At 61.3% G+C, this 13,025-nt stretch carries 11 protein-coding genes; 5 read left to right on the top strand and 6 right to left on the bottom strand.

Annotated elements, in window-relative coordinates:
- The first annotated feature begins 125 nt into the window (after positions 1 to 125).
- From ACSQ3F_RS20220 to gmk, 5 genes are all read left to right on the top strand, one after another.
- Positions 126 to 362, top strand: a complete 237-nt coding sequence (locus ACSQ3F_RS20220) for an acyl carrier protein (RefSeq protein ID WP_018327362.1) — start codon at positions 126 to 128, stop codon at positions 360 to 362.
- 221 nt (positions 363 to 583) lie between these two features.
- On the top strand, positions 584 to 1,843 hold the full coding sequence (fabF, locus tag ACSQ3F_RS20215; protein WP_436101852.1) for a beta-ketoacyl-ACP synthase II: 1,260 nt from the start codon (positions 584 to 586) through the stop codon (positions 1,841 to 1,843).
- Positions 1,844 to 2,149: 306 nt separating this feature from the next.
- A complete protein-coding gene (gene mltG / locus ACSQ3F_RS20210) occupies positions 2,150 to 3,328 on the top strand; it encodes an endolytic transglycosylase MltG (protein ID WP_436101851.1) in 1,179 nt (392 codons plus the stop codon).
- Between the two features lie 155 nt (positions 3,329 to 3,483).
- On the top strand, positions 3,484 to 4,371 hold the full coding sequence (locus ACSQ3F_RS20205) for a YicC/YloC family endoribonuclease (RefSeq protein ID WP_436101850.1): 888 nt from the start codon (positions 3,484 to 3,486) through the stop codon (positions 4,369 to 4,371).
- Between the two features lie 2 nt (positions 4,372 to 4,373).
- A complete protein-coding gene (gmk, locus tag ACSQ3F_RS20200) occupies positions 4,374 to 5,039 on the top strand; it encodes a guanylate kinase (protein WP_436101849.1) in 666 nt (221 codons plus the stop codon).
- A 244-nt stretch (positions 5,040 to 5,283) separates the two neighbouring features.
- Here gmk and rsmA read toward each other — a convergent pair whose 3' ends face one another.
- The 6 genes from rsmA to lptF all read right to left on the bottom strand — a co-directional run bounded on the left by rsmA (position 5,284) and on the right by lptF (position 12,873).
- Positions 5,284 to 6,111, bottom strand: a complete 828-nt coding sequence (rsmA, locus tag ACSQ3F_RS20195; protein WP_436101848.1) for a 16S rRNA (adenine(1518)-N(6)/adenine(1519)-N(6))-dimethyltransferase RsmA — start codon at positions 6,109 to 6,111, stop codon at positions 5,284 to 5,286.
- Positions 6,111 to 7,142 carry a 4-hydroxythreonine-4-phosphate dehydrogenase PdxA gene (gene pdxA / locus ACSQ3F_RS20190; RefSeq protein ID WP_436101847.1) on the bottom strand — a complete coding sequence of 344 codons (1,032 nt, stop codon included), beginning with the start codon at positions 7,140 to 7,142 and terminating at the stop codon, positions 6,111 to 6,113. The genes rsmA and pdxA overlap by 1 nt, the downstream gene beginning before the upstream one ends.
- A 10-nt stretch (positions 7,143 to 7,152) precedes the next feature.
- A complete protein-coding gene (locus ACSQ3F_RS20185; RefSeq protein ID WP_436101846.1) occupies positions 7,153 to 8,097 on the bottom strand; it encodes a peptidylprolyl isomerase in 945 nt (314 codons plus the stop codon).
- 185 nt (positions 8,098 to 8,282) lie between these two features.
- Positions 8,283 to 10,616, bottom strand: a complete 2,334-nt coding sequence (locus ACSQ3F_RS20180; RefSeq protein ID WP_436101845.1) for an LPS-assembly protein LptD — start codon at positions 10,614 to 10,616, stop codon at positions 8,283 to 8,285.
- Positions 10,616 to 11,701: an LPS export ABC transporter permease LptG gene (gene lptG / locus ACSQ3F_RS20175; protein WP_436101844.1), complete on the bottom strand. Its 1,086-nt coding sequence runs from the start codon at positions 11,699 to 11,701 to the stop codon at positions 10,616 to 10,618. Before lptG ends, ACSQ3F_RS20180 begins: the two co-directional genes overlap by 1 nt.
- Positions 11,698 to 12,873: an LPS export ABC transporter permease LptF gene (lptF, locus tag ACSQ3F_RS20170; RefSeq protein ID WP_436101843.1), complete on the bottom strand. Its 1,176-nt coding sequence runs from the start codon at positions 12,871 to 12,873 to the stop codon at positions 11,698 to 11,700. The genes lptG and lptF overlap by 4 nt, the downstream gene beginning before the upstream one ends.
- Positions 12,874 to 13,025: the final 152 nt, after the last annotated feature.

Genomic DNA, 13,025 nt, shown 5'->3' with positions numbered 1-13,025 from the left:
GCGTGGTCTGCCGCTCTTGCGGTTGAAGAGATTGCCGGGGTGATCGTCTTGATCTCTCTGGCGTTAATAGGGTACCGATGTCAGAACGGCATCGTTGAGAAAAAACAAAGGTCGAGGAATCCGACATGAGCGACGTAGCAGAACGCGTAAAGAAAATTGTTATTGATCATCTTGGCGTCGACGCCGAAAAGGTTTCGGAAGGCGCAAGCTTCATCGACGATCTGGGCGCGGACTCGCTCGACACCGTCGAACTGGTCATGGCATTCGAAGAAGAGTTCGGCGTCGAAATCCCCGACGATGCGGCCGATTCGATCCTGACGGTCGGCGACGCTGTCAAGTTCATCGAAAAGGCACAGGCCTGATACCAGGTCGTGCAGGGCGGGGCGCATCGCGGCCCGCCTTCAAGTCCCCCGGCGGGGCATGCTCTCTTTCTTGGGGAGCATAAGCGCATTTAAGGAAAGTCTTATGGCTTCCGTACCTGATCGCGCGATATGAGCATCACGGAAATGGATGTACGGGTCCGGTTTTTTAGCATGTGGTCCGGTCCGGTTCTGGAATTAACAGGCAGGGTGGATCACGGGTTATGAGACGTGTCGTTATCACCGGTACCGGCATGGTATCTCCATTGGGTTGCGGAACCGAGATCACCTGGTCGCGGCTGCTTGCCGGAGGAAATGCCGCCCGCAGGGTGACTGAATTCGAAGTCGAAGACCTGCCTGCGAAGATTGCCTGCCGCCTGCCGTTCGGCGATGGCACCAACGGCACTTTCAATCCCGATAACTGGATGGAGCTGAAGGAACAGCGCAAGGTCGACGCCTTCATCATCTACGCCATGGCCGCAGCCGACATGGCGTTGGCGGATGCCGATTGGCATCCGAAATCCGACGAAGACCAGATCGCCACCGGCGTCATGATCGGTTCCGGCATCGGCGGTCTCGAAGGCATCGTCGATGGCGGCATCACGTTGCGCGACAAGGGTCCGCGCCGTGTTTCCCCCTTCTTCATTCCCGGCCGTCTGATCAATCTCGCCTCCGGCCAGGTGTCGATCCGCCACAAGCTGCGCGGCCCCAACCATTCGGTCGTCACGGCCTGTTCCACCGGCGCCCATGCGATCGGCGATGCGAGCCGTCTGATTGCGCTCGGCGACGCCGACGTGATGGTCGCGGGCGGCACGGAATCGCCGATTTCCCGCATCGCGCTTGCCGGCTTTGCAGCCTGCAAGGCGCTGTCCACTCAGCACAATGACGATCCGCAGAAGGCTTCGCGCCCGTACGACAAGGACCGTGACGGCTTCGTCATGGGCGAGGGCGCAGGCATCGTCGTGCTCGAAGAACTCGAGCATGCCAAGGCGCGGGGCGCCAGGATCTATGCGGAGGTCGTCGGTTACGGCCTCTCGGGCGATGCCCACCACATCACCGCGCCTGCGGAAGACGGCGACGGAGCCTATCGCTGCATGCAGATGGCGCTGAAGCGCGCCGGCCTGACGGCCGCCGATATCGACTACATCAACGCGCACGGCACCTCCACGATGGCGGACACGATCGAGCTTGGCGCCGCCGAGCGCGTTCTTGGCGGATACGCGGCCAAGGTTTCGATGTCGTCGACCAAGTCTGCGATCGGCCATCTGCTCGGCGCTGCCGGTGCGGTGGAGGCGATCTTCTGCGCGCTGGCGATCCGCGACAATGTTGCGCCGCCGACGCTCAATCTCGACAATCCTTCGGTTGAGACCAAGATCGACCTGGTGCCGCATGTTGCGCGCAAGCGCGAGATCAATGTTGCTCTGTCGAATTCCTTCGGTTTCGGCGGCACGAACGCCTCCCTCGTTCTAAGCCGCTTTGCCTGATATCGACGTTCACGGGCCGGCTCGATGGCGGCCCGTCACCCCGAATGTCACAGGCTTTTCGTATCCGATGCTCTAATTGCATCCATTATCCTGCTTTTGCCGCATTGCTCAGTTCAAACGTGCGATGGGGACGATTTGCGACCGAAACCCGGATGGCCAGACATTGGTCGGCAGACCATGCTGACACAAGGCGAAAGGGTTAAATCGCTATAGTCGTGATGAAATGATTCTCTTTCCTGTTTCTCTTCTGGAGTTCGCATCAGGGATTGAGACGTGCATGATGCGAACTCCAGAATCAGGATAATCGTGAACGACGCAAACGAAAACAGCGCAGCGCCTTTCGGCCGCAACGAGGCCGGAAACAGCGGCCCGATCATTCCGAAATCGGCGAGCGAAGCCCTTCGTCCGGAAAAAGTGCCGCGGCCGCCGAAACGGTCGCGCAAGGCGAAAAGCCAGGTCGTCATCTTTCTGAACTTCCTCATGACCGTCATCGTCTGCCTGACGGTCGCTGCCGGTGCGACGGTTTACTATGCCATGACGGCGTACGAGGCTAAGGGCCCGCTGACGGCAAACACCAATTTCATCGTGCGCAACGGCGCCGGCATCCAGGAGATCTCAGGCAGCCTCGAGCGCAACAATATCGTCTCCGACGGGCGTGTGTTCCGCTTCATGTCGGAAGCCTATCTGGACGACGACACGCTGAAGGCCGGCGAGTACGAGATCAAGGCAGGCTCCTCGATGCAGGAGATCATGCAACTCCTGAAGTCCGGCAAGTCGATCCTCTATTCCGTGTCGCTTCCGGAAGGCCTGACCGTCAAGCAGATGTTCAGCAAGATGAGCACGGATCCCGTACTCGAAGGCGATCTGCCAGCGGAGTTGCCCGCCGAAGGCACGTTGCGTCCGGACACGTATAAATTCTCGCGGGGCACCAAGCGTGGCGAAATCGTCGCGCAGATGGCGGCCGCGCAGAAGGCGCTGGTCGATCAGATCTGGGATCGCCGCGACCCGGACCTGCCGGTCTCCAGCCGTGAGGAATTCGTTACGCTCGCGTCGATCGTCGAGAAGGAGACGGGCATTGCCGACGAACGCTCGCGTGTCGCCTCCGTCTTCATCAACCGGCTCGAAAAGGGCATGCGCCTGCAGTCCGACCCGACGATCATCTACGGCATATTCGGTGGTGACGGAAAGCCGGCCGACCGGCCGATCCTGAAATCGGACCTCGACAAGCAGACGCCCTACAACACCTATCTGATCAAGGGCCTGCCGCCGACACCGATCGCCAATCCCGGCCGGGCAGCGCTCGAGGCGGTTGCCAATCCGTCGGGGACATCTGACCTCTATTTCGTCGCCGACGGCACCGGCGGGCATGTGTTCGCGGCCACGCTTGACGAGCATAACAACAATGTCCGCCGCTGGCGCAAGCTTGAGGCCGAGAAGGCCGCCGTGGCTGCCAAGGCGGCAGAACCCGCGCCCGTCCAGGAATAATCAGTACCCCGCTTGTGGATGATACGGCTCCGGCACGCTTGACCCTTGCGGTCAACCGCGCCGGAGCCGTACACATTCATGCACCATTTCAAATGTTCCACGCGCTTTGCGGGCCGATTCCGGCCCGTGCGCCGCGAGGGTCGAGGGAGAAGACGATGCCGTTGCAATCCATGACCGGATTTGCCCGCTACGAGGGAACCTCCGGGCGCTATCGCTGGGCGTGGGAACTGCGCTCGGTCAATGGCAAGGGCCTCGATCTTCGGCTGCGGCTGCCGACTGGAACCGAACATCTGGAAACCGACGTGCGCAAGCTCGTGGCCGAGTGTTTTTCGCGGGGCAACATGCAGATCAACCTGACTGTCACGGCCAGCGAGGCCGGCCTCGAGACGGTGGTCAACCAGGCCGCGCTGGCCAACGTGCTGTCGTTGCGCGAACGGTTGCGCGATGTCATCGACCCGGCGCCGCTTCGCCTCGATACGCTGCTCTCCATTCGCGGCATCGTCGATTTCCGCGAACCGGCGGAACAGGAGGGGGAGCGCGCCGCTCGCGACAGCGATCTCCTGTCAGGCCTTCGGCTTGCGCTTGCCGACATCTCCGCCATGCGCGAGACGGAAGGGGCGGCACTCTGCCAGGTCCTGCTCGGCCAGATCGAAACGATCGGAATACTCACCCGCCAGATCGAAGCGGATCCGTCGCGCAGTCCGCAGTCGATCGCTGCCCGGCTGGCGCAGCAGGTGGCTCTGGTGATGGATAGCGGCTCGACGGTCGATCAGGATCGCCTCTACGTCGAGGTGGCGCTGCTTGCGGCCAAGGCCGATATCCGCGAGGAGATCGACCGCCTGCGCACACATGTCACCGCAGCCCGCGACCTTCTGACAAAGGGCGGGCCGGTCGGCCGGAAACTCGATTTCCTTTCCCAGGAATTTAACCGCGAATCGAATACGATCTGCTCCAAATCGAATGCCGCAACGGTGACCGCCGCCGGCATCGAACTGAAGGTCGTCATCGACCAGTTTCGTGAACAGGTCCAAAATCTGGAGTGACCATGAGCCCCGCCAGCCCACCATCCACAAAAGCCATTCAGCGCCGCGGCCTCATGCTGGTGATCTCGTCGCCATCGGGCGCCGGCAAGTCGACGATCGCGCGCAACCTGCTCGAAGCCGACCCGCAGATGAGCATCTCCGTCAGCGTGACGACGCGCAAGCGCCGCCCGAGCGAGATTGAAGGCCGCCACTATTTCTTCAAGTCGATCCGCGAGTTCGAGGGCCTGCGCCAGACCGACGCGCTTCTGGAATGGGCCGAGGTGCACGGCAATTTCTACGGCACGCCGCGCGACGCGGTGGAAGAGGCCATGGCCGAAGGCCGCGACATGCTGTTCGATATCGACTGGCAGGGCGCCCAGCAACTTCAGGAGAAGATGGGCGGCGATGTCGTGTCGATCTTCATCCTGCCGCCGTCGATGGCCGAGTTGCAGTCCCGCCTGCACCGGCGCGCCGAGGATACGGAAGAGGTCATCGCCACCCGGCTTGCCAATTCGCGCTCCGAGATCGAGCATTGGCTGGAATATGATTATATCGTCGTCAACGAGGACCTCGACAGCGCCTTTGCCTCCGTCAAGGCGATCGTCGAGGCCGAGCGCCTGCGCCGCGACCGGCGCCCGGGCCTGTTCGAGTTTGTTAATGGGCTTTTGACCGAGACGCCGAAGCTCTGACAATCGGCAGCTTATTGTCAGGAATCTGTCGCTTGAGTCCGTCGTGCGGCTCACCCCCCTCTGTCACTTCGTGACATCTCCCCCTCAAGGGGGGAGATTGGCCATGCACATCGTGCCATCCTTACGGGTTCACTTTTTTAAGATGAGCGTTCGAGGGAAAAGAATGATCTCCCCCCTTGAGGGGGAGATGTCACGAAGTGACAGAGGGGGGTAAACTCTCCTCAAGCGATTGCCCCGCGCCTCGTCACAGGCAATTGGCGATCCGGCAGAATTCTTCGACTGACAGAGTTTCGGCGCGACGCTGCGGATCGATGCATGCCTTGGCGAGCAAGGCTTCGCCGCCGATCGATTTGACGCTCTGGCGCAGCATCTTCCGGCGCTGGCCGAAGGCGGCCATCGTCACCTTTTCGAGATTGGCGGCCGAGCAGGGGATAGGGTTATCGAGCGGTTCCAGATGGACCACGGACGAGGTCACTTTCGGCGGCGGCGAAAACGCCTGCGGCGGCACGTCGAAGGCCATGCGCGCATTCGTGCGCCAGCCGCAGAGAACGCCGAGCCGGCCATAGTGATCGTCGTCAGCCTCCGCGACGATCCGGAGGCCAACCTCGCGCTGGAACATCAGCGTCATCGACTGGTAGAACGGTGGCCATGTCTTCGGCAGCAGCCAGTTGACCAGCAGTTGTGTGCCGACATTGTAGGGCAGGTTGGCGATGATCCTGACGGGGCCATCGGTTGCGAGATCTTCGAAATCGATCTTCAACGCGTCGCCCTCGATCACTTCCAGCCGGCCGGGATAGTGACCGGCGATCTCGGCGAGCGCGGGCAGGCAGCGTGAATCCCGTTCGACTGCAATCACCTTCTTTGCGCCGAGCGACAGGATGGCGCGGGTGAGGCCGCCGGGGCCGGGGCCGACCTCGATCACCGTCACGCCGTCGAGCGGACCGGCGGTGCGGGCGATCTTCTGGGTGAGGTTGAGGTCGAACAGAAAGTTCTGGCCCAATGCCTTCTTGGCATCGAGACCATGGCGCTGGATGACATCGCGTAGCGGCGGCAGGCCGTCGATCGCCGCCATCAGCCTTTCGCCTTTGCGGCGGTGTCAGCCAGTTCCTTAGCCATCCGTAGCGCCGCCAGCAGGCTGTCGGCGCGGGCGACGCCCTTGCCAGCGAGGCTGAAGGCCGTGCCGTGATCCGGCGAGGTTCGGATGAAGGGAAGGCCGAGCGTGACGTTGACGCTGTCGTCGAAGCCGAGCGCCTTGGCCGGGATCAGCGCCTGGTCGTGATACATGCAGATCGCCACGTCATAGGTCGCGCGGGCGCGGTCGTGGAACATGGTGTCGGCGGGCAGGGGGCCGATGATATCGAGCCCTTCAGCCTTCAGCCGCTCGATGACGGGGCGAATGATCGCATCGTCTTCGAGACCCAATGCACCGTTCTCGCCCGCATGCGGGTTGAGGCCGGCGACGGCGATGCGAGGCGAGGGAAGACCAAAACGCTGTTTCAGATCACGCGCGGTGATCGTACATGTCCGGTAGATCAGTTCGGACGTCAGCCGCGCCGGCACGTCCTTCAGCGGGATGTGGATCGTCACCGGCACGGCCTTCAGCTTCGGCCCGGCCAGCATCATGATCGGCAACAGCTTTTCGCCGGTGGCGCGTTCGCCGATATCGGCGAGAAATTCGGTGTGTCCGGGGAACTTGAAGCCAGCCTCGTAGAGAACCGATTTGGCGATCGGATTGGTGACGACGGCGGATGTGGCACCCTCCATCGTCAGCCGGACGGCGGTTTCGATGGCGCCGGTGATGGCGCCGGCATTGGCGGAATCCGGCTGGCCCGGCGTGACGGGGGTGGCACAGGCGACCGGCAGAACCGGCAGCGCCGTCTCGAAAACGGCAATTGCTTCGGCGCAATCCGTTTCGCGGATCACGATGTCACGGCCAAGGATACGGGCGCGCTCGGCAAGTGCTGCGGGATCGCCGATCAGGATGAAGGGCGGCGTCTGCCAGGTCCGCCTGTTCGCCCAGGCGGCAAGGCTGATATCGAGGCCGATGCCGGCCGGATCGCCCATGGTCAGGGCGAGCGGCCTGTCGCTTGCTGGTGCTGTCATGACAGAGCGATTACTTTTCGATGATCTGCGCCCGCTTGCGCAGTTCCTCTATGTACTTCTTGCTGTTGGCGTCTTCGCCCTCGGTCTTCTTGCCAATATCCTCGGCGCGGAAGACGACTTCGGCAGCAAGGTCGTCGGAAACCTGGCGCTTCTTGCAGATGGCGAGATATTCGACACCCTTCTCGGTGACGCGCGTTCCCGTCGTGTTGCCGTCGCCAGCCTTTTCGACCAGCGGCTTCCAGTCCTCAGGAATTTCCTGCACCATCATGCGGCCGAGACTGCGGATCGACACGTCCCGCATCGTTGCAGCAAAGACCTTGGCCTGTTCGCAGCCGGGATATTTCGAGCGCGACGCGTTGGCTTCCGCCTGGCGCTTGCCGATGATGGCGTTGCGCTTGGCGGCGGGGACCACGAAGATCACCTGCTGCAGGAAGTATTCCGTCGTCACCGGCTTGTTGCCGCCGTTTTCCTGCATGCGCCGGACAAGTTCCTCGTTCGAAAGACGGCCGCTGCTGCTGCCGCCGAAACGGGCATTGACGACGCGTGGCCAGCTCATGGCGACCGCAACGTAGCTCTTGAAGTGGTCGAGGCCAACGCCGGCCTTGTCAAGAACCTGCGACAATTGCTGGATGGTCAGCTTGTTGCCAGAGGCAAAGCGTCCGACTGCGGCATCGACGTCGCTCGTGCTGACGGAGGCGCCGACCCTGATGACTTCCTCGCGCTTGAGAACTTCGTCGATCAACTGCTGGCGGGCAGCAGCCTGACCACCGCCTTGCCGCTGCAGGCGCATGAACGCGGCACGCTTGGCGATGTCACCGGATGTGACGGGCGAACCGTTGACGACAGCGACGACCTTGCTCGCTGCCTGCACCGGCGCCGGCGCGGCGGCCAATGCCAGGCCGCAGGCGAGGATCATTGCCGAAACCGCGCGCGTGATCGAGTGTTTCCCGCCCATTTCTTATCCTTTTCGTCTTCCCCGAATGCGAAGCCTCGGAGGTGATGATCTTGTGCCGAGCGCAATCGTCCTGCGCGTTTTGTCGCAAGATGCATAATACATGCGGCCGAACAATGACAAGACCTGCCGGTCACGGCAAATCGCGGTTCTGGCTGCCGCGCAAAACGAGAGCAGCGCTGCGCGGCTCAGTTCAGGCCGTCGAAGTCCGCGTCACCGACGTTGATGTCGCCCAAAGTGCGGAAGCTGATGCGGGCGCCGATCGACCAGTCATTGGCGACGGTCTGGTCGGTGTCGCGTTCTTCCTTGTAGACCAGGGAGAAGATCGTATCGCGGTCGTCATAGGTGATGCCGAGGCCGTTCCGGGTGACGACATTGCTGTTCAGGTCGTAGGTGACCGAGCCGAACACCGACCAGTAGTCATGGAACTTGTATGCCGCCGCCGTCTGGATCTCGTCCTGGTCGCTTGTCGATCCGTAGAGCGGTTGCGCCTGAATGCTGGTGTAGGTCAGCGCCGTCTGCCAGAAGATGCCCTGGTAGCCGATCGTTGCATCGGCACGCCGCAGATCGAAATTGCTCTCGTCGAAGCGTCCGCTCAAGCTTGTCGTGATGCCGGAGGGCGCATCGATGCCGACCATCGCCACGTAGTCCGACCGGTCTGTTTCCAGGCCGGAATCCGAGCCGGCCTTGACCAGGTCGTCCGTGGCGAAAGAGTTCAGGCCGCCAAGATGGAAGGACTGGCCGGCGATGGCGCGCAGCGCGTAGCCGTTGCCGAGCGCGCCGGTGTAGCGGAAACCGAGATTGGCCCGCGTTCCACCCTCGATGCGGTCATAGCCGGAGAACTTGTCGCGGTCGAACAGCGTAGTCGCATCGAAGACGAAGCTCTGCGCGTCCTCGTTCGGCAGACCGCCGGCATATTCCTCGTCGGGGCGGACGTAGACTTGAGCGATCGGCTCGATGATGTGGCTGCTGTAGTCGGCCGTCAGGAGAAAGGGGTAGCGAACGTCGATGCCGGCCGTCAGCATGCGGCGTGTGGCTGCGTCGTTATCGTAAAAATTGCCCGAATAGTCGGTGCCCGGATCGGTCATGTTCAATCCGAGGACGTCGCCGCGCGCCGCCAGGATCGGCGTCAGCGACAGGCCGCCCGGAACGATGAAGTTGCGCTTCCATTCCACGTCCGCGGTGAGCCGGTGAGCCGTGCCTTCAAGGCCGCGGAACCGATCGACCACGCCGGGTATTTCAAGTTCATCCTCGCGGTTGCGCTTGACGTTGGTGAGGTTGATGTCGGCGGTCAGTTCGCCGCCGAACACCGGCTCGGGATGCGTATAGGAATAGTCGAGAACCTGCGCCACGGCCTGTTGGTTTTCGGCAAGGCTGTCCGGGTCTGCATCCTGAATGTCGAAGTAGAAGGCGCGCGCATCGAAGTAATTGCGCTTGCCGAGACCGGTCAGGTAAACTTGGTTCGTATAGGTCGTTCCGTCAAAGGTCGAAAGCTCGTAGGTCTTGGCAAAATTGTTGTCGCTCTGGATCAGCACATCCCAGCCAAACGTCCAGCGTGGATTGATCTCGAACTTCGCCTTGGAGGCAATCATCCCGCGGTTCGTTTCCTGCGCATCGACGGTGCCGTCGGTGAAGCTGTCGCGGTCCATCTGGCTGATGCCGGCCATGCTGAGGATATGTTCGCCGTTTTCGAAGCGCTGACGGAACTCGCCTTCGAGCAGGAAGCCCTGGCGCGTCAAACCGGTCGCTGTGACGGTCGCATCCATATAGGGCGAAATCGCCCAATAGTAGGGAATGCCGACACCGGCGCCGAGTTTTTGCGTGTATCTGAATTTCGGAAACAGGAAGCCGCTTTTGCGCTTCACCGTATGGTCCGGAACCTCAAGGACGGGCAGGTAAAGGATCGGCTTGCCGAACAGCTCGAACTTGGCATTTTCCATGCGAACGGTATGGGTCTTGCCGTTCTGGACGATGCGCTGCGCCTTGACGTGCCAGAGCGAGCGATGGTCCGGATTGGTCGCGCAGGGCGTGCAGGCGGTATAGACGGCATTGTTGAGGATCATCTCCTCGCCGTTGCGCCGCTCGCCGGTGACCGCGGCCAGCTTCGTAAGGTCTGTCGTTTCAAGCCGCATCGTTTCGATGAAGCCATCGGCGAAATTGTCTGTCACATCCATCTTGTCGGCGTAGATCTTGTTGCCGCCGGGTTCGATGAGTTCGATCTCGCCGGTCGCGACGATGCGCCCGGTCTTCTGGCTGTATTCGACCTGCTGGGCGACCATCTGGTAGCCGCCATAATTGATCTGCACGGCGCCGCGCACGATCACGCGCTCCGCGTCTTGATTGTAGACGAGCTCGTTGGCCGACAGAAGCATCTTGGCGTCTTCGGGCAGCTTCGGCTGAAGCGAATCGATATTGGTTTCTTGTGCCCAAGCGGGCGCAATCGGGGTAAACGCCTGGAACGCAACGCCGGAAAGCAGAATGGCCGTGAGCAGCCTGATATGTTTGCGGTTGCCTGCCGCCACTAGCCATCCTCCTCATGCAATAGAATCGTCGAGCCCAGCGCCATCGCTACAACAACTGGCAACCAGGCTGCAACGAACGGAGGCACAATGCCGCTGCTCCCGAATGCTTTGACAAGCACGGTGACGACATAAAGCACGAAGCCTGACAGGATTCCACCGAGAATTACCGGCCTCGATTGGTTAAACCGGCTAAATTTCAGGGAGACGCTTGCAGCGATCAGCGTCATTGCCACCAGAAGCAGCGGAAGCGAAAGCATGGAATGGAATTGGGTTTCCATGCCATTTGTCGGCAAGCCGAAGGATTTCGCCACCTCAATCTTGCGCCGCAAGTCAAAAAACTGAATGGAATCAGCCTTGGTCAGCGTTTCCTGGACGAATTCCGGCTTCAAGTGCGTCGGCAGCTGTGCCGTCGCGACACGGCGCGGCAGTTGCCCGTTGCGCGTTTCCGTCACGCCGTTAAGCAGCCAGTAACCATCTTCCAGTTTTGCCGTCGCCGCATCCTGTCTCGAAACGATCGTGCCGAGCGGATCGAAATGGAGCACCGTGACGTTGACCAGCGTCTTGCCCTCGTCCTGGACGGAGCGGGCGCCGATGATCGTATCGTCTTTTCCGTAGATCTGCCGCAACCAGGGGATGGAGATCGCCGATCGCGCCGAGGATGAGCTTCCCCATTCCGCTTCCAGCGCTTCCGCCTGTTTCGTACCCCAGGCGGCGATCGGATTGAGTGTGATGACCGTCAGTACGCCGAACAGGAATGCGCCGATGACGAAGGGCTGGAGGAACTGCCAGACAGAAATGCCGGCAGCGCGCGTTACCACCAGCTCATAGCGGCGGTTGAGCGAGATCAGTGCCGCCATGCCGGCAAACAGCGCGACGAAGGGAACGGTCTGTTGCAGGATCATCGGAATACGGAACGTCGTCATCAAGAGGGCGCCTGTGACCGAGTATCGCGGCAATTGCGACATCCGGTTCGAAAGCTCGCTGAAATCGATGATGAAGATCAGTGCGAAAATGCCGGCGAGGAACCAGAAGGTCGTCACAGCATATCGCCTGAAGAAATAACGCCCGAGCGTGGTGAATATCATGCGGACTGGTTCCCGTCGGATGCAGGCGCGACCTTGGCGAGGCGCAGGCGAACCAGGACCTCGTTGAGTTTCTGCTCCCAGGTCAGCGGGATTTCAAGCTGCTTGTTGCCCATCAACTGACGGACCGCCATGGTGCCGGTCGCGAGCGGGATCAGATACATGATCGGAACGAAGGCGCGCGATTCCTCCGCGCTGTTGGCCGCGTAGAAAGTTGCCCAGCGGATGAAAAGACAGGTCAAGAGAGCGGTAATCATCGGATGCACGCGGGCTTCGCGATGTGACCGGGCATCACTGCTGACGACCAGCGCAATCAGGGCAAAAAGCAGCGGAAACGTCCACTCTGTGAAGCGACGGTGTAGTTCCGCCGAGAAGGACATCGGGTTCCTCTCGTAGACCGGGTCCTTCGGATCCGGATTGAGGAGGAAAAACAGATCCCGGTCCTTCGCGCGGATTGTCGCCTCGCCCGCCATCTTGGTGAGGTCCGTGAGATCGAAGGCATAGGAATCGAACTTGATGATCGAGACATTGCTGTCGGGAAGCTTGCGATGCACCTCGCCATCCTTCATCACCAGCGCCGAGCCGTTTTCGTCCACCGCACCTTCGCGGGCGTAATAGACCAGCTCATAGGCCGGATTGCGCGAATCGGCGACGAAAATCCCATGCAGAACGCCACCGCCACGGCGCGAGGCGACCTGAACATAAAGGCCGTCGGCGATCTTGCGGAAGGTGTTCTCCTGCACCACGGACGACAGCAGATCGGCATGCGCTGTGGCGATCATCTTGCGCACCGCAATGCGTGAATAGGGCTCGATGAAATTATCGACCGCAAAGGACAGGACGCTGAGCGCGATGCCGAGGTAAAGGACCGGCCGGATGATCGTCATGCGCGAGCTTCCGGCGGCATTCAGGACCGTGAGTTCCGAATCGGCATTCATCGCGGTCAGCGTCTGCGCCACGCCGATGACCAGTGCGAAGGGCAGGATGAGCGGAATGATCGACGGCAGGATGAGTGTCGCGAGCCGCAGGAAGGCGAGGATAGACTGGCCGCTGTCCGTCACTAGGTTGACGCTGGTCAGTGCTTGCGTCGTCCAGACGATCGCCATCAGCGGCAGAAGCGTGGCAAGGAACATGCCCGTTGCCCGCCTCAGGATATAGCGCTCAATCAATTTCATGCCTGGTCCTGGCTCATCTTCCTGCCGCTCACGCGATCCTGCGCCGGTATGCACTGGGCCGGACTACGTGTCCCTATTGCGCTGATCGAACCGGTTTGCAAGTTTTCCACGACAACCAAATTGTAAAAGGGCAGGGCTAATGCACGGCAAAG

The organism is Pararhizobium sp. LjRoot238, from assembly GCF_964252955.1.
In the GTDB taxonomy this organism is placed as follows: Bacteria; Pseudomonadota; Alphaproteobacteria; order Rhizobiales; family Rhizobiaceae; genus Pararhizobium.
The sequence above is the reverse complement of the archived record's forward strand: the minus strand, read 5'-3'. Positions and strand labels throughout refer to the sequence as shown.

What these genes read in the sequence shown, in the direction of transcription:
- pdxA (WP_436101847.1), bottom strand. Translation starts at nt 7,142, where the DNA reads ATGACAGCACCAGCAAGCGACAGGCCGCTCGCCCTGACCATGGGCGAT.
- gmk (WP_436101849.1), top strand. Translation starts at nt 4,374, where the DNA reads ATGAGCCCCGCCAGCCCACCATCCACAAAAGCCATTCAGCGCCGCGGC.
- fabF (WP_436101852.1), top strand. Translation starts at nt 584, where the DNA reads ATGAGACGTGTCGTTATCACCGGTACCGGCATGGTATCTCCATTGGGT.
- ACSQ3F_RS20220 (WP_018327362.1), top strand. Translation starts at nt 126, where the DNA reads ATGAGCGACGTAGCAGAACGCGTAAAGAAAATTGTTATTGATCATCTT.
- ACSQ3F_RS20185 (WP_436101846.1), bottom strand. Translation starts at nt 8,097, where the DNA reads ATGGGCGGGAAACACTCGATCACGCGCGCGGTTTCGGCAATGATCCTC.
- rsmA (WP_436101848.1), bottom strand. Translation starts at nt 6,111, where the DNA reads ATGGCGGCGATCGACGGCCTGCCGCCGCTACGCGATGTCATCCAGCGC.
- lptG (WP_436101844.1), bottom strand. Translation starts at nt 11,701, where the DNA reads ATGATATTCACCACGCTCGGGCGTTATTTCTTCAGGCGATATGCTGTG.
- ACSQ3F_RS20205 (WP_436101850.1), top strand. Translation starts at nt 3,484, where the DNA reads ATGCCGTTGCAATCCATGACCGGATTTGCCCGCTACGAGGGAACCTCC.
- lptF (WP_436101843.1), bottom strand. Translation starts at nt 12,873, where the DNA reads ATGAAATTGATTGAGCGCTATATCCTGAGGCGGGCAACGGGCATGTTC.